Source organism: Thermoanaerobacterium xylanolyticum LX-11, assembly GCF_000189775.2.
Lineage (GTDB): Bacteria > Bacillota > Thermoanaerobacteria > Thermoanaerobacterales > Thermoanaerobacteraceae > Thermoanaerobacterium > Thermoanaerobacterium thermosulfurigenes.
In genome coordinates this window covers 1,750,953-1,775,470 of sequence record NC_015555.1, presented here as the reverse complement: position 1 = coordinate 1,775,470, position 24,518 = coordinate 1,750,953, and the positions used below count along the sequence as shown (strand labels likewise).

19 protein-coding genes are annotated in these 24,518 nt (G+C 33.3%); 14 read left to right on the top strand and 5 right to left on the bottom strand.

All coding sequences use genetic code 11. From position 1 onward, the window contains the following. Positions 1-95 precede the first annotated feature (95 nt). Together THEXY_RS08770 and THEXY_RS08765 are read left to right on the top strand one after the other, a co-directional pair. The gene (locus THEXY_RS08770) at positions 96-800 is read left to right on the top strand and encodes an ABC transporter ATP-binding protein (RefSeq protein ID WP_013788482.1); all 705 of its coding nucleotides are present in this window, start codon (positions 96-98) and stop codon (positions 798-800) included. Further along, positions 801-1,181 carry a hypothetical protein gene (locus THEXY_RS08765; RefSeq protein WP_041592110.1) on the top strand — a complete coding sequence of 127 codons (381 nt, stop codon included), beginning with the start codon at positions 801-803 and terminating at the stop codon, positions 1,179-1,181. A gap of 64 nt (positions 1,182-1,245) precedes the next feature. Here the strand turns inward: THEXY_RS08765 and THEXY_RS08760 are convergent, their stop codons facing one another. Continuing rightward, entirely contained in the window at positions 1,246-2,619 is a 1,374-nt protein-coding gene (locus THEXY_RS08760; protein WP_013787204.1) for an IS4 family transposase, read from the bottom strand. A 127-nt stretch (positions 2,620-2,746) separates the two neighbouring features. On the opposite strand from THEXY_RS08760, the gene THEXY_RS08755 reads away from it, so the two are divergent. The 6 genes from THEXY_RS08755 to THEXY_RS08730 all read left to right on the top strand — a co-directional run bounded on the left by THEXY_RS08755 (position 2,747) and on the right by THEXY_RS08730 (position 14,230). Further along, positions 2,747-5,647, top strand: coding sequence for an ABC transporter permease (locus THEXY_RS08755; protein ID WP_049781460.1), 2,901 nt, complete (start codon positions 2,747-2,749; stop codon positions 5,645-5,647). 137 nt (positions 5,648-5,784) lie between these two features. Next, positions 5,785-6,135: a phenylpyruvate tautomerase MIF-related protein gene (locus tag THEXY_RS08750; RefSeq protein WP_013788480.1), complete on the top strand. Its 351-nt coding sequence runs from the start codon at positions 5,785-5,787 to the stop codon at positions 6,133-6,135. A 12-nt stretch (positions 6,136-6,147) separates the two neighbouring features. Beyond that, a complete protein-coding gene (locus tag THEXY_RS08745; RefSeq protein WP_013788479.1) occupies positions 6,148-7,632 on the top strand; it encodes a TIGR02677 family protein in 1,485 nt (494 codons plus the stop codon). Between the two features lie 17 nt (positions 7,633-7,649). Further along, positions 7,650-8,786: a TIGR02678 family protein gene (locus THEXY_RS08740; RefSeq protein ID WP_013788478.1), complete on the top strand. Its 1,137-nt coding sequence runs from the start codon at positions 7,650-7,652 to the stop codon at positions 8,784-8,786. After that, positions 8,779-12,948, top strand: coding sequence for a TIGR02680 family protein (locus tag THEXY_RS08735; RefSeq protein ID WP_013788477.1), 4,170 nt, complete (start codon positions 8,779-8,781; stop codon positions 12,946-12,948). The genes THEXY_RS08740 and THEXY_RS08735 overlap by 8 nt, the downstream gene beginning before the upstream one ends. A gap of 4 nt (positions 12,949-12,952) precedes the next feature. Next, positions 12,953-14,230 (top strand): TIGR02679 family protein, encoded by a 1,278-nt coding sequence (locus THEXY_RS08730; protein WP_013788476.1) that lies wholly within the window; start codon positions 12,953-12,955, stop codon positions 14,228-14,230. A 55-nt stretch (positions 14,231-14,285) separates the two neighbouring features. Here THEXY_RS08730 and THEXY_RS08725 read toward each other — a convergent pair whose 3' ends face one another. Beyond that, positions 14,286-15,137 (bottom strand): Rpn family recombination-promoting nuclease/putative transposase, encoded by an 852-nt coding sequence (locus THEXY_RS08725; RefSeq protein WP_013788475.1) that lies wholly within the window; start codon positions 15,135-15,137, stop codon positions 14,286-14,288. 249 nt (positions 15,138-15,386) lie between these two features. On the opposite strand from THEXY_RS08725, the gene THEXY_RS08720 reads away from it, so the two are divergent. The 6 genes from THEXY_RS08720 (at position 15,387) to galU (ending at position 20,722) form a co-directional block, all read left to right on the top strand. Then, on the top strand, positions 15,387-16,757 hold the full coding sequence (locus THEXY_RS08720) for a phosphomannomutase/phosphoglucomutase (protein WP_013788474.1): 1,371 nt from the start codon (positions 15,387-15,389) through the stop codon (positions 16,755-16,757). 98 nt (positions 16,758-16,855) lie between these two features. Beyond that, positions 16,856-17,470, top strand: a complete 615-nt coding sequence (gene loaP, locus THEXY_RS08715; RefSeq protein ID WP_013788473.1) for an antiterminator LoaP — start codon at positions 16,856-16,858, stop codon at positions 17,468-17,470. Positions 17,471-17,557: 87 nt separating this feature from the next. Further along, positions 17,558-18,241 carry a YveK family protein gene (locus THEXY_RS08710; RefSeq protein ID WP_013788472.1) on the top strand — a complete coding sequence of 228 codons (684 nt, stop codon included), beginning with the start codon at positions 17,558-17,560 and terminating at the stop codon, positions 18,239-18,241. 13 nt (positions 18,242-18,254) lie between these two features. Next, positions 18,255-18,977, top strand: coding sequence for a CpsD/CapB family tyrosine-protein kinase (locus tag THEXY_RS08705; RefSeq protein ID WP_013788471.1), 723 nt, complete (start codon positions 18,255-18,257; stop codon positions 18,975-18,977). Continuing rightward, positions 18,977-19,753 (top strand): tyrosine-protein phosphatase, encoded by a 777-nt coding sequence (locus tag THEXY_RS08700; protein ID WP_013788470.1) that lies wholly within the window; start codon positions 18,977-18,979, stop codon positions 19,751-19,753. The genes THEXY_RS08705 and THEXY_RS08700 overlap by 1 nt, the downstream gene beginning before the upstream one ends. Before the next feature lie 54 nt (positions 19,754-19,807). After that, a complete protein-coding gene (gene galU, locus THEXY_RS08695) occupies positions 19,808-20,722 on the top strand; it encodes a UTP--glucose-1-phosphate uridylyltransferase GalU (protein WP_013788469.1) in 915 nt (304 codons plus the stop codon). A gap of 3 nt (positions 20,723-20,725) precedes the next feature. On the opposite strand, the gene THEXY_RS08690 is transcribed toward galU, so the two are convergent. The 3 genes from THEXY_RS08690 to THEXY_RS08680 all read right to left on the bottom strand — a co-directional run bounded on the left by THEXY_RS08690 (position 20,726) and on the right by THEXY_RS08680 (position 24,464). Beyond that, positions 20,726-21,655 carry a WD40/YVTN/BNR-like repeat-containing protein gene (locus tag THEXY_RS08690; protein WP_013788468.1) on the bottom strand — a complete coding sequence of 310 codons (930 nt, stop codon included), beginning with the start codon at positions 21,653-21,655 and terminating at the stop codon, positions 20,726-20,728. 247 nt (positions 21,656-21,902) lie between these two features. Continuing rightward, the gene (locus tag THEXY_RS08685) at positions 21,903-22,481 is read right to left on the bottom strand and encodes a hypothetical protein (RefSeq protein WP_013788467.1); all 579 of its coding nucleotides are present in this window, start codon (positions 22,479-22,481) and stop codon (positions 21,903-21,905) included. Positions 22,482-22,541: 60 nt separating this feature from the next. Beyond that, on the bottom strand, positions 22,542-24,464 hold the full coding sequence (locus tag THEXY_RS08680) for an S-layer homology domain-containing protein (RefSeq protein ID WP_230197574.1): 1,923 nt from the start codon (positions 24,462-24,464) through the stop codon (positions 22,542-22,544). Positions 24,465-24,518: the final 54 nt, after the last annotated feature.

The following is a 24,518-nucleotide window of genomic DNA, read 5'->3' as shown; positions in this document are numbered from 1 at the left end:
TAGACATAAAATATTGATTAAATAGTCTTATTGTGCTAAACTTAAAACAAATATTTTAAACAGTTGTTTAATCATATAAACGGGAGTAGATGCTAATGGGAAGCTTTGTAGAAGTTAAAAACCTTGTAAAAAGGTATAGGATGGGGGAAATAACCATTACTGCTGTATCTGGAGTAAGTTTCAATATAGATAAAGGAGAATTTACAGTCATAGTAGGTGAGAGTGGTGCAGGTAAGACGACAGTTCTTAATGTGCTTGGTGGAATGGATATATGTGATGAAGGACAAATAATTGTAGATGGAAATGACATAAGCAAATACAATCAGCGACAGTTGACGACTTACCGCAGGAAGGACATTGGGTTCGTGTTTCAATTTTACAATCTGGTTCCAAATCTTACTGCTTTAGAGAATGTAGAATTGGCAACAGACATCTGCGATAATCCAATGGATCCTGTAGAAGTGCTTAGAGATGTAGGACTTTCTGAAAGGCTAAATAATTTTCCTTCGCAATTATCAGGTGGTGAGCAGCAAAGAGTCGCCATAGCCAGAGCATTGGCTAAAAACCCTAAGTTGTTATTATGTGATGAGCCAACAGGGGCATTAGATTATAAGACTGGTAGGGCAATTTTAAAGCTACTGCACGATACCTGCAGGAGATTAGGAATGACCATCATAATAATAACTCACAATAAAGCTATTGCGCCAATGGCAGATAAAGTTATAAGCCTTAGAAATGGCAGCATCGATAAGATATCTATTAATGATTCTCCAGTACCTATAGAAAGGATAGAATGGTAAATGGGAAAATCTTTGCTGAAAGACATATTTAGAGAAATATCTAATACGAGAAAAAGATTTTTATCATTGTTTTTCATCGTGTTGATGGGAGTAGGTGTTTTTGGTGGAATAAAAGCAGCCAGCCAAGACATGAAGCTTACTGCCTCAAAATACGCTGATGATTATAATTTGTTTGATGTACAAATTTTATCTACAATGGGTCTTACAAGTGATGATTTGAATAGCATCAAATCTGTAAAAGGTGTACTATCAGCATATCCATTTTATACAGTTGATGCTGTGGTGGATAAAAATAATAAGGGATTTGTAGTAAAAGTCATAAGTGTAGATCCAATTAAAATTAAGAATGATAAAAATTATGTACTAAAACTTCGCACATAAATAATTACTCTGTTCCTTGAAAACTTAATGCTTTGCCAGAAAAAAGTAATAGTAATTTACACAATTATGCACACTTCGGAAGTCTTTCCTTAAGTTCTTTGGGAATCGCAGCCATAAAAGCATCAAGTAATTGGTCCAGCTGTTCTGAAGATAACGATAGTTTATCTGTTATTGTATCTATGAATACTTGCATAAGTAGATGAAAAGCCTGAATCAGCGTAATATCGGACATTTCATCCTGTATGTAGTAAAATATCTCTCCCATTGTTCGTAAATCTGATGATCGACGGTTCTCTAGTGCAAGCATCATGTATCTGGTAAATACGATTGCTGTATGTGCTGTCATCGCATCGTAAGATAATGAATTGCATTCCTTGCTGAGCTTCAAGTATGATTTACACACTTTGAAAAAGACTTCTATATCCCAGCGCTTCCCGTATATACGAATGATTTCGTCCTCGTTAAGGTTCATATCCGTGGTAATAAGTGCCAGATAGTCTTTTCGATTATTCCTGTTTCTGACAAATACAATTCGAGCAGGAATAGATTTTCCGTCTTTTTCAATGGAAACTTCCACGGATAACAGGTATCTAGACCTGCCTCTTCTTTTTCTGTTCTGCTTGTATATTTCTGTTAACGGCTGCATTATTCCATTATATAGGTAATGCATCTTTGATGTTTTCTTTGCCATTGCAATAACATCATAGCCTATTTCTTTAATAGCAATCAAAGAAGAGGGAGAACAGAACCAAGTGTCAAACAATACATAAGATGCTGGAATCATTGCTTTTTTAGCGGTCTTTATTAATTCCAGAGCTACGGCTGTTGCTTTAGTTTGGGATAGATTCCTTCTTAAATACCCGGCGGAACGCTTGTCCACAGGTATAGCTTCATTGATACGATTCTTTTGATTCTCAGTAGATAAAAGACATCCATTGACTGGGATAAAAGTATTTCCATCTGACCATCCGAGTGTAAGTAGGCGAAAGCCATATTTGTATGTTTTCTTAGCATGGTCATATACTTTTGCTAGTAGTTCTACTTTTTTAGAGCTAGAGCGTTCGAATAAAGAGTCATCAACAATAAGAACATTTACGCGTTTGTCACTTGTTAACCCAGTAATTGTCTCATTTATAATCTGTGCACTAAGCCAAGTGGTAAACCGAATCCAATTAATATGAATAGAGTTTAAGAATCTGTAAACCGTGTCTTTCTTAAAACCAACCTGATTTGTACCCATTAGCATATTCATATACATAGATCTATTGGTAAAGATCATACAGAATAAGTACTCGAAAATAGAAATAACGGGAATACCCTTGCTTTTGTAAGCATTCGATAACCTTAAAGCAGCCGAAATTCTATATTTTTTGAAGAAACTTTTAATCGAAGTAGAAACCTTATTATCAATTTGGTAATTTTGTGTTATACTATTCATAGCATGAGCCTCCAATTGGTTTATTTTTTGATAATTCAATTATACCAAAAATGGAGGTCTCATGCTATTTTATAGCCAAATAATATTGAATTATCAAGGTACAGAGCTACTTTTATAAGTGCGAAGTTTGAGTTATGTAAATAAACCTAAACTTTTAGAAGGCAGATTTCCTGAAAACAATTCTGAGTGTGTGGTGGAGACAAAATTTCTTAAAGACTTAGGATTTTCAATAGGCGATACCGTAACTATAAATTTGGATTCTCAAAATCAAGACAATATAAAAAACAAAAAATACAAGATAGTAGGTGTAGTTGAAACGCCTTATTACATCTCAAGAGACAGAGGCTCCAGCAATGTGGGAAATGGACAGATACAGGCTTTTATGATGGTACCTAAATCTGATTTTTCAATGGATGCGTATACTGAAATAGATGTATTGGTAGATGGTGCAAAGAAATTTTCCACATTTTCAGATGAATACTACAATTTTATTCGTCCTGTAAAAGATGATTTAATAAAATTAGGTAAAACTCGAAGCGAAATCAGATATGAAGAAATTAAAAGTAAAGCTCAAAAGGAAATAGACGATGCTAAAAAAGCTCTTGAAGACAAAGAAGCTAAGTACAACAAAGAATTGGCTGATGCTAAAGCAAAGCTTGATGAGACAAAAATTACACTTCAAAATTCTCAAATCCAGTTAAACAAAAAACAAGCCAGTTTTAATGAGCAAATGGCTTTAAATCAGAAAAAACTTGATGATGGAAAAAATCAGATTGCTAATGCTCAAGCAAATATATCACAAAATGAAATGAAATTAAACAATGCAGAAGCTGAGATTCAGGCAAAAGAAAAAGAATTAAATTATGATGAAAACATAAAAAAATTAAATTCGATGTACGATGAGCTTAATGGTTCCCTAAATCAATTGAATTCTGAGATAAACAATAATCCATCTTTAAAAGAACAACTAAAACCAAAGGTAGATGAATTAAATGCGCAAATCGCAAGTGTATTAAAACAAATAGATGTACTTAATGCAAACAAAAAAGCATTAGATGAGAATATGGTGCAGTTAAATGAAAAGAAGTCGCAGCTTGAAAGTGCCAAAGCTCAATTGGCGGCTTCACAGGAAAACATAAAAGAACAAGAATCAGCTTTAAGCAAAGCCAAGATTCAAGGTCAAATGCAGATAGATAGCGCAGCAAAACAGTTGAATAATGCTTTCCTTACGCTTAATGATAATTATAAGAAATATGAGGCTAATAAATCAGAATTTGATAATGAGATAAATGATGCCAAAGCCAAAATTGCTTCTTCGGAAGAGAAACTTAAAGATTTAAAAAAGCCTGTATGGTATGTATTAGATAGAAAATCTAATATAGGTTATGTAGAGTATGGGGATGAAGCAGACAGGATAAAAGCATTAGGAAATGTATTTCCGACTATCTTCTTTCTTGTTGCAGCGTTAGTTAGCCTCACTTCTATGACCAGGATGGTGGAAGAGCAGAGAACGCAAATGGGGATTTTAAAAGCTTTAGGTTATGGTAGATTATCAATAATGTTTAAATTTGTCGTTTATTCATCTGTTGCAACAATATTAGGTGGATTTGTAGGTTTGCTTTTGGGTTTTAACATATTGCCGAGAATAATTTTCAATGCCTATGGGATGATGTATACACTGCCACCTGTGATTACAGAATTTAATTCATATTATGCTTTTGTGGGAATTTTGGCTGCACTTGTGTCTACTACGGTCGTTGCAGCATTGGTGTCATTTAACGATTTAAAAGAAGTTCCCGCATCATTAATGAGGCTTAAAGCGCCGATAGCAGGTAAGAGGGTTTTGTTGGAAAATATGAGATTTATTTGGTCTCGACTTGATTTTATGCAGAAAGTGACTGCCAGAAATATATTTAGATACAAAAGAAGATTTTTAATGACCGTAATAGGTATAGGTGGTTGTACTGCACTGCTGCTTACTGGATTTGGAATAAGGGACTCAATAAATATCATTGTTTCTAAGCAGTTCAATCAAATCTTCAAATATCAGATGATAACGACTTTTAAAAGTGACGCTTCTAAAGAAGATTTAAATGAGCTTACAAATGCTATAAATAATGACAAAAATATAAAAGAAAGCATCATGGTTAGTCAATCCAATGTGGACGTTACAAGAGGTAAAGTTAAAAAAAGCGCAATTTTAGTCGTCACTGACGACAAGGAAAAATTTAAAGATTTTATAGTCTTAAGAAGCAGAACTACTGGTGATAAAATACCATTGACGGACGAAGGAGTTGTAGTAACTGAAAAACTTGCAAATATTCTTGGAGTGAGGAGTGGAGGTTATATCTATTTAAACATTGGTGATGGCAGGAAAGTAAAAGCGAGAGTAATTGGCATAGCAGAAAATTATTTGCAGCATTACGTTTATATGAGCTCATCTTTGTATGAGAAAGTGTTTAATAAGAAGATGACATCAAACGAGATACTGTCGAAGATTACTGACACTTCAAGCACAAAAGAAGATGAAATATCTCAAGAGATATTGAAATCAAAAGCTGTAATGACGGTTAATTTTATATCATCTATTAAAAAGACATTTCAGGACGTTGTAAATAACTTGCTGTCGGTGGTATTAGTCTTGATTGTATCTGCAGGTACGCTTGCTTTTGTGGTTCTTTACAATCTGACAAATATCAATATAACAGAAAGGATAAGAGAGCTTGCCACGATGAAAGTTTTGGGATTTTACGATGAAGAAGTTTCTCTGTACGTCATGAGAGAGAATTTTATCTTGACAATCATAGGAATTTTATTAGGGTTTGTGATGGGTGTCTTTCTTCACAGGTATCTCATGTCCACAGTAGAAGTTGATATATTGATGTTTGGAAGAAATATTGAACCGATGAGCTTCTTGTATTCTGCACTTATAACAATGGGATTTTCTATTCTCGTAAGCGTCGTAGTGCACCTCCAACTTAAAAAAGTCGATATGGTGCAATCATTAAAAAGTCCAGAGATTGATTGATGAATAGTATTGTGCTATCATTTAATGAAGATTTCAATGATAGCACAATATTTTCTATTTCTGTTGATGAATTTTACACATTAATTTATAATTGTTAATAAGTTATTAAATTTCTATATATAAAGGAGTGTATCTATATGCCTATAATCAATTCAATTACAAAGGAAAAACTAAGTGACGATTTGAAAAATACTTTAAAGACAGATTTTGCATCTATGATGATGGATGTAGCCGGTAAAAGCGAAAATTGGCTTATGGTGAGATTTACAGAAGGCGATGATTTGTATTTTCATGGAGAGCCTTTAGATAAAGGTGCAATCGTAGAGATACAGTTAATAGGAAAGCTTACAAGAGAACAAAAGGAAAAGATTTCCGCCAGAATCTGCAATATTTTTGAAAGTAATTTAAAATATCCTAAGGACAATGTGTACATAGTCATTCAAGAATTTGCCGGTGAAAATTGGGGATACAATGGCAGTACATTTTAAAGGTGAAAAATTATGACTGATAAAATAAATTTTAATGTCATAAAGCCTATAGATGAGGCAAGATACCTTACTGCTGATAATGCATCAAGGTATCGCCTCATCATGCGGTATTTTTATCAAAATTATGAGAGGCTTAGATATTGGCTGACTAAAGAGGATGTGTATAATTATGTAAAAAGTTTTGATTTGTTTTACGACTATACATTGGATAAGTGTGAGCAGGATTTAAAGTCGCTGACTGAGTGGAAAAACTTGATTGCTGAGCAGGACACTGGAAGAGCTCAATCTGCAGAAGAATTTAAAAATAAAAAATTTAGATACATGCTTAGCGAGTATTCGATAGAAATAGAAAGGATGACAATTAATCTCGAGAAAATAAAGGGTTATGGTGGTTCTTTAGAGCCATCTTTATTCCAAAGATTGTATGAAAGCTTAAAGAAAATTGACGATATATCTAAAAGTGACGACTTAGAAGCTGTATATAGATGGTGGAAAGATTTTACTTCAGATTTTGAAAATATTTATCATAACGCTATAGACTACATTGCCAGCTTGCAAAGTTCAAATGCAGATGAACTTATGAAGACAGATGCTTTCTTAATATACAAAGACAAGCTTACTGAGTATTTAAGAGGATATATAAAGGATTTGCAGAGATTTTCTCAAGTTATCGTATCGCTTTTAAATAAGCTTGATAAAAAGTCATTAGAAGATATTGTAGAAAAATTGCTGCTTTATGAGGAGAACATACCGAGGTTGGATAAAGATTTTGATATTAATGATGTCAAAGAAAATATATTAAGCAAATGGCAAAACATAGTATTTTGGTTTAGAGGAAACAGCGATGAAGATAGTGAAGCGTACAGGCTTCTTGAAATATCAAATGAGATAATAAGAAAGATCACGATGTATGCGGCCAGAATTTCTGAAAACAGGTTAAAGACGGCCAGCAGGAAAAGTGAGTATATAAAGCTTTCAAAGATATTTGCAAATACTGATGATATAAACTATGCACATAAGCTTTCATCAGTTGTATTTGGAGTTTTTCACACGAGACATTTATATGGCGATTTTGACAAAAAGACTGAAAGCATAAATGAAAGCGTGTGGGATGATATGCCATGTAAATTCTTAATAAGACCAAAGACGAGAAATTATACACAATCCACAAAGACAAATGCTATAATAGATAGGGTAGAAGAAAAAGAGATGTGCTTAAAACAGTACCTTGAAGAAAGACACAGTGAGATTGAAGAAATATCAAAGTATATAATTGACGGCAAGATTGTACTGAGAGAGTTGCCAGTAATTAAGCCTTTTATAAGGACAACCCTTTTAAATTGGATAAGCAAATCCTTAAATCAGCCTAAAAACATAGCAAAATCAGAAGATGGAAGGACATACAAAGTCAGCATTTCAAGGAACAAGACGATAGTTCTAAAATGTACAGATGGGATTCTTGAAATGCCTGATGTAACGATAGAGTTTTTAAATTGATACGGTGGTGTTTTTAGTTGGAAGAACTTAAAATCCTTTTAGAAAACTTTTGGGTTACAAAAGATGACACGGAAATGTTTAATAGAATACGTGACAATGAAAAGAAATTAAGATCATTTGTAGAGGATAAGTTAGGATATCGTCTTATCGTAAATCCATTTCTTATAAAGCTAGAAAAAATACCTGGTGATGCTGAGAAGTGGATGGGGATTGAAGAGTTTCAGAGCTCGATGGATTATGCGTTTTTATGTCTTCTCCTTGCGTTTTTAGAGGATATGGGCATAGGTGATCAATTTATACTTTCAAATATAACGGAGTATATTGAGATGCAGTACGAAGGCATGGAAAGTGTTGATTGGACCTTGTTTAAGCATAGAAAATCCCTTGTCAGGGTACTTAATTTTGCAGAAAAAATGAAAATGATAAAAGTTGATGATGGAGAGCATGAAAGATTTGCCGATAGTCGCGATGTAGAGGTTTTATATGAAAATACGGGGCTTTCAAGATACTTTATGAGAATTATGAGCAGTGAAATAAATGAAGAGATGACGTTGGAAGATTTTATAAAAGACGACAGGTATGAGGACAACAAAGTCCTTGAGAGAAGGCATAGAGTTTACAGAAAATTGCTTCTATCTCCAGCCGTCTACTATGAGGGAACTGACGATCAAGATTTTATTTACATAAAAAACTACAGAAATACATTAGAAAAAGATTTTGATGATTATCTCGATGCACAACTGCACATCCATAAAACATCTGCATACATAATTTTTGATGAGAATAAATATGCATCATCTTATTTCCCGGACAATAAAAATATATCTGACATAGTTCTTCAAATAGCTTATGTTTTAAGAGATATGATGGATTCCGGCAGTTTAAATGTAGGTATAGATGACCGTATTGAAATTACAGAAGGGCAATTTATGAACATCGTATCTTATGTAAAGAGTAGGTTTAAAAGCGGATGGAGCAAGATTTACACTGATATGAGTGATGAAAAATTATTTGATGAGATTACAGAGTTTATGAAAAGCTGGAAAATGGCAATATACAATGAGGATACCCACTCATATACTTTGATGCCGATCTTAGGAAAGTTTATTGGTGAATATCGAAATGATTTTAAAGGAGCAATTCAAAATGAATGATAGATGGGTAATTAATAGAGCTGGTCTTCTTAACTTTTGGTATTATGATGATGAAGTATTCGAATTTTCTGGAGGGAGGCTTCTTCTAAGAGGTTCCAATGGTTCAGGAAAATCTGTAACTATGCAGAGCTTCATACCTCTTCTTTTAGATGGCAATAAAAGCCCTGAAAGACTGGATTCATTTGGCTCAAGGGCCAGGAGGCTTGAGGATTATCTTTTAGGTGAAGAAGATGTAAATGGAATTGACGAGCGAACTGGCTATCTTTATATGGAATTTAAAAGGGAAAATAAAGATAATTATATCTCTATAGGCATAGGTCTTAAGGCGAAAAGACATCAAAGCATGGATTTTTGGGGATTTGTCATTAAAGATGGACGGCGAATAGGCATTGACATATTGCTTTATAAATTAGAGACAGGTATTGATGGGAAAAGAGTCAAAATACCTTTATCCAAAAAAGAGCTTAAAAATTACATTGGAAGTGGCGGAGAAGTAGTTGATACGCAAAGAGAATATATGGAATTAGTAAACAAGAATATATTTGGTTTTTCAAACATTGATGACTATGATGAACTTATAAAGCTTTTAATACAGCTTAGGAGTCCAAAACTTTCCAATGATTTAAGACCAAGTCGTATTTACGACATATTGAATGCCTCTCTATCACCTTTGACAGATGACGATTTAAGGTCGATGTCTGAGACGATAGAAAATATGGATCAGATAAAGCTGCATTTAGATTCATTAAATAAAAATATGAAATCTTTAAAGAAGCTTAAAAATGAATATGATAGGTACAATAAGTTTATGCTTTATTATAAGGCAGACAAACTTTTGGTGCAGAAAAGTGAGCTGTCTAAGGTACAAAAACAAAGTGATGAATTGCTGCAAAGCATTGAAAAAAATAATCAAGATGTTTTCCAGGGTGAAGATAGAATATCAGAACTTGAAAGTGAACTTCAGGCTTTGAAAAATAAAGAAATTCAACTGAGAAAAAATGATGCCTTTAATACACAAAGAGAACTTGTTGAAGAAGAAAATATTTTAAAACAATTTAGAAAAGATAGGGATTTAAAAGAAATTCAGCTTAAAAAGAAAAAAGAGAAATGTTTCCAAATAGAGGAAGAGCTAAAGGAGCTTTACAGTAGAGAATATAGCATTGATGAAAAAATAAAAGAAAATCTTTTGGATATGGCTTCTATATCTGAAGAAGTCAATTTTGATGAGCATAGCTTCTCAGAAGAAGAATTAAAAAAGTCTTATGGTAAGGATTTTGACTTTGATTTTTGGAGCAATTCACTAAAAGAGTATACAGGAAAAGTGAAAAAGGCATTAGATGCCATTAATGACGAGGTAGACGCAAACAAAAAATACAATGACGCATTGTTAGAAGAAGATAGGTTGAGAAAGGCAAACGAGGACTGGAAACGAAAAGTCAACGAAATTGAGATTTTGCTTGATGAAGAAAAAAACAGGTTTATTGATAAAATTTACGATTGGTCAGATACGAATAGATTTTTGAAGCTTAATAGAGAAAAAATCGAAGAACTTTCCAGAATAGTTCTATCATACGGGAAAACAAGTACTTATGAAGATCTTATATCATTTGTAAGGAAGCCCTACGAGGATATCAGAGAAAAGTTTCAGATGGACTTGATTAAAGTTAAAAATGAATTGGACTTAAGAAATTCTAAGCTGGATGAAAAAGAAGAGGAATTAAGAAAGTGGAGAGAGACATATGATCCAGAACCACCTCGCAATGTGGAAGTTATAGAAAACAGAAATAGATTGGATAAAGCAGGAATTGCATATGTGCCACTTTATAAAGCAATTGACTTTAAAAATGATATAGATGATGATACAAAGGGAAATATTGAATCAGCTCTTATGGACATGGGAATCTTGGATGCACTTATTGTGTCAAGAAGCGATATTGATAGAGCAATGAAAATGGATAAGGACATGGCAGATAAGTATATCATTCCAGGGACTTTTAACATGAAACTTAATGTACTGCAGTATTTTGATGTTGTCGATTCAAATAGCGGTGTCGGCTTAGATGAAATTTCAGATGCTTTAAGCAATGTATTTATTTATGAGGAAGAGAATGCAACATATGTGAATGATGATGGCACGTATGGAATAGGGGTTTTAAAAGGGAAAGCTGTAGGAAATGTAAAGTCAAGGTATATAGGTTTTGAGTCGAGACGGCGCTTTAGAGATGAAATGATATCATCAATATCTAAAGAAATAGACGCCATAAAAGGTGAAATAAGAGAACTAAATGATAGACAACTGTCAATAAAATCTCAGCTAAGTGATTTAGACGTAGAATATAAAAATTTTCCAGGGAAAGATGATTTGGAAGAAGCGCTAAAGGAATTGAAAGAAGCGCAATCGAATCAAAAATTCACGGAGATTAAATTGAATGATGCGACAATTGCTGCTAAGAAGCTTTTTGATGTGCTTCAAGAAAAAAAAGCAATTGTTAGGAAGTTGACGTCTGGAATTGGCATTCATGCAGATGCCAAATCTTACGAAAGTGCTTTAGAACAGTTAGATGAGTACAAGAATCTCCTACAGAAATTACAGATAAATTACAATAGCTATATTACTGTCTTAAGAAGTGCAGAGACTAGAAAAATGCAGAAACAAGATATTGAGTATGACATTGATAATTACAAGTTTGAGATTGATGTATTAGATGCGAAGATAAAAAACAGCATAGAAAAGATCAATGTATTAAAAGAAACCATTGAAAAACTTGGCATAGAAGATCTTCAAAAAGAGCTTTTACAGTGTATAAAAAGGATTGACGACATACCAAAAGAAATAAATGATTTAACTGCTAAAACTGCTGCACTTAAAGAGAGAGTAGTCCTGCAAGAAAAAGAATATGAAAGGTTAAAAGAAGAAATAAGAAAAAATCAGGATATTTTAAACATATACCATAAAGGGTTAAAAGATGAGATAATATTTGGATTCGTTGATGAGCTTACAGATATAGATGATATGTATAAAGCAGCGAAGACTATTCAATCACAGTACAAAGAGATGTTTGCAAAGTTTGATAAAGACAGTGCCACAGAAAAAATAAGAAATGCATTTTATGTCTGTATAAATGAGCTTGTAGAATATGGGCTTTCATTAGATGTGGTAGAAATTGAACAAACTGATACAGATATTGATACTTATCAAGAAATATATAAAGATTTAAGAAGATATCAGATAACAGCGAAAGTAAATGACAAAAAGATATCCCTTTATGGGCTTTATAATATGATCGATGAAGATATAAAAATAAACGAAAACCTTATGAAAGAAAAGGATAGGCAGCTTTTTGAGGATATAATCATGCACAATGTAGGGCGTAAAATAAGAAGCAGAATCTTTAAAGCAGAAGAATGGGTTAAAAAGATGAATGAGTTAATGTCTCAGCGTGATACGTCAAGCGGTCTTAAGTTTCAATTGGAATGGAAGCCAAAGGCTGCTACAAATGAGCAAGAGCTAAATACAAGAGAGCTTGTAGAGCTTTTAAAGCTTGATGCAGACATGATGAAAGAAGAAGATTTTAATTTAGTAGTAAATCACTTTAGATCAAAGGTTGAAAGTGCAAAGAAAATATATGAGGAAAACAGCAATACTGATACATTCCACCAGATAATGAAGAGCATTCTCGACTATAGAGATTGGTTTGAGTTTAAGTTGTATTTCAAAAAAGAAGGAGAAAATCGCAAAGAACTTACAAACAATGCCTTTTACAAGTTTAGCGGTGGAGAGAAAGCTATGGCTATGTATATACCTCTTTTCTCAGCAGTGTACTCTATGTATCAATCGGCGTCATCACAAGCTCCAAAGATTATATCGCTTGATGAAGCTTTTGCAGGAGTGGATGACAACAACATAAGAGATATGTTTAAACTTATAGAAGACTTGGGATTGAATTTCATCATGAACTCACAAGTACTGTGGGGCGATTATGATACAGTGCCAGAGCTATCTATATACGAGCTTATAAGGCCTAAAAATGCAAGTTATGTGTCGTTGGTAAGATATAAATGGGATGGAAAGATTAGGCGTTTAGTTACTGGAATTGAAAAAAGTGTTGAAGAGATCGATGATTTTTCGTACGATGAGGTTGCATTTACAAGGAGTAGGTGAGTAGATGAAAGCCGATGATATAGCATTTTTTAGAAGAAATAAAGGGTATGAAAGGATATTTAAAGCTATTAGGGATAAATATAAGAGCATAGGAAGGATAGGCGGTGTAATCAAACTTGATGATTTAACGGATTCTGAGAAAGTAGTATTATCTAACCATTTTAAAAAAGACTTTAGCAAGCGAAAATCAGTAAATATCGATGTCAATAAATTTGCAGAGACATTTTTGAATACGAGATTTGAAGAGTACAGTTTGATGGATATATTAGAATCGTATTTTGATGAAAAGCTGACCAGCAAAAAAGAAGACATGTATCAGTATGAAAATGAAAAAGAAAAGTTCTTTAACAAGTTTTTATCTGAGTATGAAGGGACAAAGTGCTGGCAGTGGTTGAAATCTATTTATGAAAATAAAGCTATTGGTGTAAAAACGATAAATCAGAGATATGATAGTGATCGCACTTTGCTCAAAAAAGATATAAAATACGTTTGTGATGCATTAAATAGACTTCCGGTTTACGAAGGAAAGAAGGTAAGGCTGCCAGTCTTTTCATCCCATATAACTAGAGACCCGCATGGATTCGATGTAAACACTGACTGTGGTAAAATGCTTATAAATGCATTGGCTACGATTTTTGGGTTCGATGAGGTGAAAAATTCTGAGGAGGTTGCCGAGCTTTTATATAAAGCTGGCATAGTGATTGATGAGATATCGAATTTTGTGACGCTTAAAGGGCTTTTGGCATATAGCAAAGACGAGTGTAATAAGGTGTTTGAAGCTGCTTATGAATGCAATGAAGTTTTGCAAATACCGCTTTACAATTTGAGCGTGTTGGATAAGGTCGAGAGCCCATCCAAAAAAGTATTTGTATTGGAAAATCCAGGTGTTTTTTTATCCGTATGTGATTTTATTAGGAAGCCTGTTCCACTTGTATGCGCATATGGCCAGCCCAGATTATCTCTGCTTGTCCTTTTAGATATGCTATATAAAAATGGTACAGATATATATTATTCAGGTGATTTTGACCCCGAAGGATTACAGATAGCACATAGACTTTTCAAGAGATATCCTGACAGATTTCATTTTTGGAGATATGATGTTGAAGATTACATAAAAGCTTTATCAGATAAGACATTGACTGAATCAAGGCTTAAAATGATAGATAAAATCGATATGGCTCAATTAAAGCCTTTAGCAGACAAAATGAGATTATTGAAAAAAGCTGGATATCAAGAGCTTATTCTTGATGATATCATTAAAGATTTATTGTCAATGAGTTAATTAAAAAAATGAGCATAACAAATTAGTTTTTGAATTGTTATGCTCATTACTTGTTTTAATTTATTAATTTTTTTATCTCTTCCTTTGCTAATTCTGTAATTTTTGCTATTTTATCAATATCCATACCTTCTTCTAATAATTTTTTAGCAATTTTTATGCTTTTTTCTTTTTCGCCTTTTTCAATACCCTTTTCAATACCCTTTTCAATACCTTTTTCAATACCCTTTTCGATTATCATCTTATATGTTTCGGATTCTTCAATTCTAAACATTCTTACCACCTCCGAAAAAACTTTCTCAATAACTTCTCTTTTAAAAACTATACCTGACAATATCTCAGCCTTAAATGTTATGTCTTTCTTTTTATTTATGTCCAAAGGAATATCTTTTATAGCCTCAACACATCTTTCTAAATATTTTTCTCCTTCTTTTTCCCTTCTATTTTGGTCCATCAATGGAAGAAGCGAATACAAGTCATAATAGTCTGTTCCTACAACATCAGTATATTTTATGTTACCAACATTTATTATCCTGTATTTATAATCTAATGTGTTTTGTTCTCCAAAGTCGTAGCTTAAGCTATTTGCCATTTTTACATTGTCTTTTCCTATATATAGGACTATCTGATATGGTAAGAGATTATGCTTTTCCATTATCTCCATGGAATATCGTAACATCCTGTAAGGCATTTTTCCGTCATTTTCTGATTGAAATTCTATATGCACAGCGACATTTCCTTTATCAGTAGTACATTTGAATATCATGTCGCTGTCCCTTCGTTCTATTCTTGCAAATTCTATATTAAGTTCATCAATCTTTGTATATTGCAATCCAAGAAAATAACTCATTATGTCATCAGTCATATCCGAAAAAATATTTTTCATCGTTATATCGTATTTTTGGCTCATATTTCTTCCTTCCATTTCTCTTAATACTTATAATTATTATACCACACGGTTTTACAAAAGGATATGGCTAATATAGTATTGTTTATAATATTATTGAAACAGCGTTAATCATAGACTTTTTGATTATAATGAACAAAATTGATAAATAATTCAAGTTGAATTTGACAGAATTTTATTGATGCAGCTTGTGAATGTAATACTTTAGTATATAATATATTATGAACGCTAATTTTAAAGGAGGGAGTTTTTATGGCTCTAAATCAAAATATGTTTAGGATGTACGATATACGCGGTGTATGGAATGATGATCTTACCGAAGAAACAGCAGAGCTTATTGGCAAAGCCTTCGGTACATATATTCAAAATGAAAAAAACGTAAAAGATGTAATTGTAGGCAGAGACAACAGGATATCTTCAAAACCCATAAGAAATGCTGTGGTAAAGGGACTTACTTCTACTGGATGTAATGTGCTGGATATCGGTGTTCTGTCTACGCCTGCTTTTTACTATTCACGCATACTATATAATTACGACGCAGGACTTATGATAACAGCAAGCCATAATCCACCGCAGTTTAACGGATTTAAAGTTGCATTTGGACCATCTACTATATATGGTGATGAGCTTAAAAAGCTATATCATATTGCAGAGAAAGGTGATTTCAAGACAGGGACAGGTTCTTTGAAATACGCATACCCTATACAAAGCTACATAAAGATGATTCAGGATAAGGTGAGACTTGGCGATAAAAAGCTTAAAGTTGTTGTAGACTGTGGAAACGGTACATGCTCAAACATATATCCTGATATTATATACGGGCTTGGGTGCGAAGTATACCCACTGTACTGTGAATCAGATCCAACATTTCCAAACCATTTTCCTGATCCAGTGAATGCAGACAATCTGAAAGACTTGATAAGTGAGGTTAAAAGACTTAGCGCAGACGTTGGCATAGCTTTTGACGGTGATGGAGATAGGATTGGCGTCGTTGATGAGAAGGGCAACATAATCTGGGGCGATATGCTGATGGTGCTTTACTGGAGGGAAATAATGAAAAAGCATCCAGGTGCAGATGCCATAGTCGAAGTAAAATGTTCAAAGGCACTGCCTGAAGAGATAAAGAAACTTGGTGGAAATCCGATCTTCTATAAGACTGGTCACAGCCTTATAAAGGCAAAGATGAAAGAAATCAATGCTGTCTTTACAGGCGAGATGTCAGGCCACATGTTCTTTGCAGATGAGTATTATGGCTATGATGATGCGGCGTATGCTGCAGCAAGACTCCTTAGAATACTTTCTAATACGAATAAGACATTGTCAGAGCTTTTGTCAGATGTGCCGAAATATCCGTCGACTCCGGAATTGAGATTGCACTGCGATGATGAAAAGAAATTTGATGTTGTAAAAGGTGTGACAAAACATTTTAGAGAAAAAGGATATGAATTGATCGATATCGATGGTGCAAGAGTCATGTTTGACGGCGGATGGGGGCTTGTTAGAGCATCTAATACAGGACCTGAATTGATTGTAAGGTGTGAAGCTGATACTGAAAAAAGGCTTGAAGAGATAAAAGATGAGCTTGCAGAGGTATTAAAAAAATACGGTGTTGAGCTTAAATAAGAATGTACGAAGGGACTGTGGGAAATATCACGTCCCTTTTGTTTTGGAAAAATTTTATGATTTTTTTGTTGTAAACGGTCACTAAAGAAGGATTTTTAATGTGTCATGTCGAATACATCATAAAAACAAATCAAAAGGAGGCAGCATATGTGGAAGATGATGAAAAATGGTATGTCATATATACTAGGACTGGAGATGAACTGAAAGTAAAAAGGTTGATTGAATTGCTATTTTGTAAATTGAAAAGAAAATCTATTAGAGTGTTGATACCTAAAAGGGCAATAATTGAAAGAAAAGGCAAGAATCGTGTGGAAAAGATAAAGTCTTTATTTCCGGGTTACGTATTTATAAAGACGTGCATGAGCTATGAACTTTACAATGATATTAAAAGATTACCTCGCTTTTTAAAATTTTTAAAAGATGAGGCAGAGCCTGCTGAGGTTAGAGAAGAAGAAATAAAGATTATACTTTCGCTCGTAGGCGACTCTGACATTGTTGGATTCTCAACAGGAATCAAGATAGGTGGTAAAGTTAAGATAATCGATGGACCGCTTAAAGGGTTTGAAGGTCTTATCGAAAAAATTGATAAACGAAAAGGAAGGGTAAAAGTTAGGCTAAATGTATCTGGAAATGCTAATCTTGTTGACTTAGGAATACATATTGTAGAGGAACTAGACAATGGTGAATTTAATAAGTTGTCTGAAGTGTCGTAGAATCGTAATTAGTTTATAAGTTTTTAATAAGGGTTGTGTTTTAAAAATTGAAAAGACAAATTAATAGCAAAGGAGAGAAATTAGACTATGAGTGAAGAAGAAATAGATTTGAAGGAGATTTTGGAAATTTTAAGAAAAAGATGGTGGCTCATATTAATTATTACTGTAGCAGCAGTAGTGATGAGCGGAATTTTGTCCTTTTATGTAATAAAGCCAACGTATCAGGCTAGTACATCGCTAATTGTAAGCAAATCTCAAACAGCACAGTACAATAATGGACAAATTCAGTTTCAGGATGTTCAGACGAACAGGCTTCTTGCAGCAACATATGCGGAAATCGCAACAAGCAGATCAGTACTGCAAGAAGCTATAAATAAATTGAATTTAAATATGACGACAGATCAGTTAAAGAAAAATATAGATGTAGCAGAAGAAGGGGATACAGAAGTAATAAATATAAGTGTAAAAGATAATGACCCAAAGATTGCAGCAGATATAGCTAATGCAGTTGCAGGTTCATTCGTCGATAATATAGTAAAAATAATGAAAGTTGACAATGTAAGTGTGATTGATGAGGCTATACCTCCTACAACTAAGATAAGTCCAAAGCCGACACTTAATATGAGCATTGCTGCGATATTAGGCATAATGGTAAGCATATTTATAATATTTCTATTTGAGTACTTTGATAAGACATACAAAAGTATTGACGATGTAAAAAAATATCTTGATTTGCCTGTACTGGGTGTAATTCCTGAACTTAAAGACTGAGGAGGCCATATAATTGATTGATGTAAATAATAATGTATTCAAAAATAATGTTGTTAACTCAAAGACAACAGTTTCAGAAGCTTTTCGCTCATTGAGGACAAATTTACAATTTACTAGCGTGGATAAAAAAGTAAAAAGCATTTTGATAACAAGTTCGTTGCCAAATGAAGGGAAAAGCACAATTATAAAAAATCTGGCATATGCATTAGCTATGACTGGCGTTAAAGTGATTGTTGTTGATTGTGATTTAAGAAACCCTACTGTGCACCAGATGTTTAAAATACCAAATATGAGTGGATTGACAAATATAATTGTGGAAGATGATAGGTATGAAAAGTATGTTATATCAGATAAAGAATTTGACAATTTGGGTATAATAACGTCTGGTCCAATACCGCCAAATCCATCTGAATTAATAGGTTCAAACAGGATGAAAGTTTTTTTAGACAGACTTAAAGAAGATTATGATTATGTTTTGCTTGATGCACCGCCCGTTTTATTGGTAACAGATCCTACGGTTCTTGCGCCAGTAGTGGATGGGGTTATTTTAGTTATCCAAGCAAATAAGACAGAAATTGAAGCTACCAAAAGAGCAAAGGAAATTCTTACAAATTTGAAAGCTAATATTCTTGGAGCTGTTTTAAATAAAGTAAAAGAACAAAGAAGTGACTATTATTATTACTATTATTATAATAATGATGGAAGCAAACATAAAAGGAAAAGAAGGAAAAAATAATGGTTGACATTCATTGCCATATACTACCAGAAATTGACGACGGAGCAGCCGACATTGATACATCTTTAGAAATGGCACAAATAGCCCAAAAAGATGGTATCAAGACGATAGTAGCAACTCCACACTATATCGAATACGAAAGTGAAATAAGTAAAGACTTTATAAAAAATAAATGTGACTTATTAAACAATTATTTTTTGAAAAATGGTATTGATGTAAAAATATTGCCTGGTTGTGAGGCATATATTTCTCATACGTTGCCATCAAAATATAAAGAGGGCAGCATTATGTCTATTAGCGATAATGGCAAATATATATTGGTAGAACTTCCGATGGTGGAATTTCCTAGCTATGTAGAAGACGTGATATTTGAATTTAAATTAATGGGCGTTACGCCTATAATTGCCCATATAGAAAGATATAAATACGTCGACGATAATTTTGATTTAGTGTATAATCTTATTAAAAAGGGAGCATTAATGCAGGTTAATTCCACCAGCGTAACCGGACTCTTTGGAAACAAGATTGCGAAGAAGGTTGCTCACCTAACCAGATTAAATATGGTGCATTTAATAGCATCAGATGCTCATACTGCGAAAGGGCGATCTCCACATATTGTTGATTCGCTATTGATATTGAAAGATAGCGGAATTGATCATGAAGTTATTGATTATATTGTTGAAAATGGATACAAAGTGATAAATGGACTTGAAATAGATGTTCGCGAACCTGTTTTAAAGAAAAAAGGCATATTTCATAAACTGTTTAGAACTTAAAATATGCTAAATAAATCATGATTACAAACGCTATGAAATAATGGAGGAATACGCATGAAAATAAGAAAAGCGATAATTCCAGCGGCAGGACTTGGAACAAGGTTTTTACCTGCAACAAAAGCACAGCCAAAGGAGATGCTTCCAATAGTTGATAAGCCGACTATACAATATATAGTGGAAGAAGCCGTAAACTCTGGCATAGAGGATATACTCATAATAACAGGAAGAAACAAAAGAGCCATAGAGGACCATTTCGACAAATCTGTAGAATTAGAGTTAGAATTAAAGAAAAAAGGCAAAGAAAATCTTTTAAACCTCGTTGAAGATATAACAAATATGGTGGATATACATTATATAAGGCAAAAAGAGCCGAAAGGACTTGGACATGCCATTTATTGTGCACATACATTTGTAGGAGATGAGCCATTTGCAGTTCTTTTAGGGGACGATATAGTTGATGCAGAAGTACCCGTATTGAAGCAGATGATAGAACAGTACGAAAGATACAACTGTTCCATAATAGGCGTACAAGAAGTGCCAAAAAGTGAAGTAGACAAATACGGCATAGTAGATGCCAACATGATTGATGACAGGCTGTATAGAGTAAACAACCTAGTAGAGAAGCCAAAAAAAGAAGAAGCACCGTCAAACATGGCCATACTTGGAAGATATATAATATCGCCAAGGATATTTGATATACTAAAAGACTTAAGGCCCGGAGCAGGTGGTGAAATACAGCTTACTGATGCACTTAAAGTGCTATTAGACTATGAAGCAATATACGCATATAATTTTGAAGGCAAGAGGTATGATGTAGGAGATAAATTAGGGTATCTTAAGGCTACTGTTGAATATGCTTTGAAAAGAGACGACTTAAAAGACGACTTTATAAAATATCTAAAAACTTTAAAATTAAGTGACCATGATGTTTTGGATGAAGTTGCGATTTCTGGTTTGAATGTAAAATAAGATTTAGTCTATATGGGCTATTTCCCATTTATTTCCGCCATCATTTGACTTATACGTTATTGCATGTTTTACGGTTTTATTGTTGCTAAGTCCCCTATACTCTACAGTAAATGTGTAATTTTTGACACCTACGAGGACAGGGACATTTGCAGACATGACGTAGTATTTTTTGTAACTTTTTGGCACTGGCAATAAAACTTTTGACCACGTTTTTCCTCCATCAGATGTTTTATATGTTACGGTTTCTGAAGATGTGCTATTTGAGACAGTTATCCAGCCATTGTAGCGACCATAAAATATCATGTTTGAATAATTTCCAGAACTGTAGAGACCTGTGTAATTTTTGTCTGAAGTTATTTTTATTTCTTTCCACGATGTACCACCGTTGTCTGTTTTTAATAAATAATTTATCTGCATTCCTGCCCCATGTAGTACCGTTAAGACCCAGCCTTCATCAGCTGTAATAAACTGGAGGGCAGCTATATCCTCTCCCAATTGTTCAATTTCAAAACTTAATTTTTTCCAATGCAACCCACCGTCTGTGGTTTTGAGTGTGTATAGCGTTGGCGGCACAATCCAAGATACCCATCCGATGTCTCCTAAAAAATAAGGTACTATGCTTTCAGCATCGGTGTATGATTCTTTAGGAATTTTATCCATCGGAATAGAAATTTTATTCCATGATTTGCCGCTATCAACGCTTTTGTATAACTGTAAATTATCTAGTGAAATATGATTATCTTTAAAATCCCATTTCCATTTTTCTACAGAAACTGTATCTTTATTTTTTTCAATGTTTAAATCCGACTTTTCACTACTTGCGGCATGTTTAGCAGTAATTTTACTTGTTATGTTTAGACTATTCTTATTATCAAGTTGACAACTGCTTAAAAGCAGTGCTAATGCTAAAAATATCATTAACAATTTTTTCAATTGCTTTTCCTCCCTTGCTTATATATATTTAACAATATTATACATTTTAATGTTTACTCATTCATTAAATAAATATTAAAAATGATTAAAAGTTTTTAAATTTTATAAGTATAGCGTGTTACTTTTACTGGTTTAAATAACAAAGATTTTTAATAAAAATAAGAGTAAAAAATGTATTTTTACTCTTAATCATTCACATATGTATAAAATTATGCAGAATAATATGGTATTACAGATAATAAAATAGCTACTTATTACCTGCTAAATAGTATTTGTGATATAATTCTTTGATTCTTTCGATTTCAGCAGGAGAAAATTTTGAATAGGCAATGTTTTTGGCTTTTTCTTTTTCTTCAGGTGTTAAACCACCTTTTAATAGCGACATTAAATATTGAATGTCACTAGTACTAAGTTTTGATGTTACCATTTTTACAATTTCAGCTTTGTCAGAAACGGAAACTGAACTTTCAATTTGTTTGATAGTGTCTTTTGTCACAGTAGAATTAGTTGATGCATTTGTTTTATTGCTATTATTGTTTGAGTTTTTACTTGAAGAACTATTGTTTTTATTACCCAAAGGATTGTTGTCTTCATTTTTTGTATTCTCATTGTTTTTTGGATTGTCACTGTTGATTTCATAACTGTTGATGTTTTTAGTTTCATGTTGATTGCCATTTAAAGAGTTTTCAGTGCTATTTTTCAATACCATATTTGATAGTAAATTTGATGAAATTTTGTTAAATGCATAGTTAATTCCCACATATGTTAAGCCTGATATGAGCAATATTGATATTGATATTGATATAATAATTATTGCCTTTTTCATACTCTACCTCGCAATAATAAATGTAGAGGGGAAGAGATCTATGTTCCCCTCTATATATTTTTACTGCATGTCAAATAATCTGCTTATTACGGCAATTGCTTGTGCTCTTGTTGATGTTGAAAGTGGACTGTAGGTAACTTGTGTCATCCCATTCATGATATTATATTTGACAGATGCTGCAACAGCCTCTTTTGCCCAACCTGATACATCTTTAGTATCTTTATATTGTGCTAAAAATTTTGTCACTTCATCTTGGCTGATGGCAGTATCTTTACCCATATATTTCAACGCATCAAGAGCCATTGCAGCCATCTGCTCTCTAGTTATATTGTCATTTGGAGCAAATTTGTCAGATGAGATGCCTTTTACCAATCCAATATTGTACGCTGTTGTCACGTCGTTGTAATACCAATCACTACTTTTTACATCTGTAAATGGTGTTGCTTTCGTTTGATATGGTACATTTAATAGTTTGATTAGAAATGCAGCAAATTGTGCTCTTGTTACATTTCCTTCAGGATTAAAAGTATCAGATGTTATACCATCTGTTATATGTTTAGATGCCATGTATTCTATATCGCTTTTTGCCCAGTGATTTGATATATCTTTGAATGTTTTATTGTAGTACATAAGCGCATATGTGCTAAAACCATATAGTTTAGTTGTTATAGTGTTTGTTGTTTTGTCGTATTTACCGCCTTTATATATAGCAGTATCGTTGTCAATCTTAAATAAGCTTATTTTCTTTGGATCGTACTTTGTCGTATCTATACCATTTAACGACAGCTTCACTGTTATTGGTTTGTCGAATGAAGAAATGTATGTATCTTTCCCATCTTTTGTAGCTTTAAAATAGAACTCATATACTTTGCCGAGAAGTGTAAGTGATGCTATATTTACTTTATCAGCGATTGTCTTAGCTTGTGTATCATCAAGTACATTTATAGAAACTTTAAGTGTTGAACCATCGTTATTAGTTATAACACCTGCAGGTATATAGAGACTTATTGCGTTGTCTGAGCTAGCAACGGTTGTTTCTTTTGTCAAGTCTACATTAGATGATGCAACAAGTGTTCCGACTTCGGTTACTTCTGTTCCACTACTTGATGAACCGCCGCCTATAGTTCCGCTACCACTGCTTCCACCACTGTTGTTTCCGCTACCATTAGAAGGTGTGTAATTTTGAATGCCATACGCATTCAATACTGCTCGAAGGAGATTTTGATTATCTGATGACAATCCTCTTGCGGCACTAGAAAAGCTATCTGCAGCAGTGACAATATCGTCTAGAGTTAAATTGTTACCCATATCTTTTAAGAGTTCATTTGCTAAATCCTTAAGATCTTGGTTTTTGCTTATATCATCTAATGAATATACAGTATCTCCTAAAGCGTAGTACACTTTAAAATTATCGTCTATCCTTAAGTTATTGTGATGTTCTTGAATTAAATTTAACAAACTGCCTGTTTGAACATTGTCTATTAAGAAATTGATGACATTGCTGTGAGCATCATTAAAACTACTTAATGCATCTGTGTCTATGTCCTTTGGTTTTAATGTGACATCTGTTATAGTACCGCTTTCAATTTGATCTAGTATAGATTTGCGCTTATCTGATGTTATGAATGTCTTCATTGCTTGTGCTAAAAGTACGATATTGTCTGCTGTTACATTGTAATTTGTTGTATTTATGCTAGATAGCGTGTTTGCTATGCTATTTAGTAAATTGCTAGTAGTTTGACTTATATTTCCATTTACAAAGTTTCTTACTTTTTGTACTACTTCTTCTCTTTGATTATACGGTAAACTTGCAAAAGTTGTAGCTGCTTGTGTAATAAATGGGTTTACAATATTCAGTTGATCTTGTGTGATAGTAACTGAATCTGCTAATGCTGTAACATTTAAGTAAGGAAAAATAAGCGTTAGTGACAAGACAAAAGCTAAGATGATTTTTGACAGAGAAAATCTTTTCAACTCCTTCACTCCTTTATCGTAAAATTTCATAGGATTTAAGAAAAATTAATTAACAATTCACCT

Excerpts from the sequence above, each read along its gene's own strand:
- THEXY_RS08745 (WP_013788479.1), top strand. The coding sequence starts at position 6,148 with ATGACTGATAAAATAAATTTTAATGTCATAAAGCCTATAGATGAGGCA.
- THEXY_RS08725 (WP_013788475.1), bottom strand. The coding sequence starts at position 15,137 with ATGAGCCAAAAATACGATATAACGATGAAAAATATTTTTTCGGATATG.
- galU (WP_013788469.1), top strand. The coding sequence starts at position 19,808 with ATGAAAATAAGAAAAGCGATAATTCCAGCGGCAGGACTTGGAACAAGG.
- THEXY_RS08685 (WP_013788467.1), bottom strand. The coding sequence starts at position 22,481 with ATGAAAAAGGCAATAATTATTATATCAATATCAATATCAATATTGCTC.
- THEXY_RS08760 (WP_013787204.1), bottom strand. The coding sequence starts at position 2,619 with ATGAATAGTATAACACAAAATTACCAAATTGATAATAAGGTTTCTACT.
- THEXY_RS08730 (WP_013788476.1), top strand. The coding sequence starts at position 12,953 with ATGAAAGCCGATGATATAGCATTTTTTAGAAGAAATAAAGGGTATGAA.
- THEXY_RS08735 (WP_013788477.1), top strand. The coding sequence starts at position 8,779 with ATGAATGATAGATGGGTAATTAATAGAGCTGGTCTTCTTAACTTTTGG.
- THEXY_RS08700 (WP_013788470.1), top strand. The coding sequence starts at position 18,977 with ATGGTTGACATTCATTGCCATATACTACCAGAAATTGACGACGGAGCA.
- THEXY_RS08710 (WP_013788472.1), top strand. The coding sequence starts at position 17,558 with ATGAGTGAAGAAGAAATAGATTTGAAGGAGATTTTGGAAATTTTAAGA.
- THEXY_RS08765 (WP_041592110.1), top strand. The coding sequence starts at position 801 with ATGGGAAAATCTTTGCTGAAAGACATATTTAGAGAAATATCTAATACG.
- THEXY_RS08770 (WP_013788482.1), top strand. The coding sequence starts at position 96 with ATGGGAAGCTTTGTAGAAGTTAAAAACCTTGTAAAAAGGTATAGGATG.
- THEXY_RS08750 (WP_013788480.1), top strand. The coding sequence starts at position 5,785 with ATGCCTATAATCAATTCAATTACAAAGGAAAAACTAAGTGACGATTTG.
- loaP (WP_013788473.1), top strand. The coding sequence starts at position 16,856 with ATGTGTCATGTCGAATACATCATAAAAACAAATCAAAAGGAGGCAGCA.
- THEXY_RS08720 (WP_013788474.1), top strand. The coding sequence starts at position 15,387 with ATGGCTCTAAATCAAAATATGTTTAGGATGTACGATATACGCGGTGTA.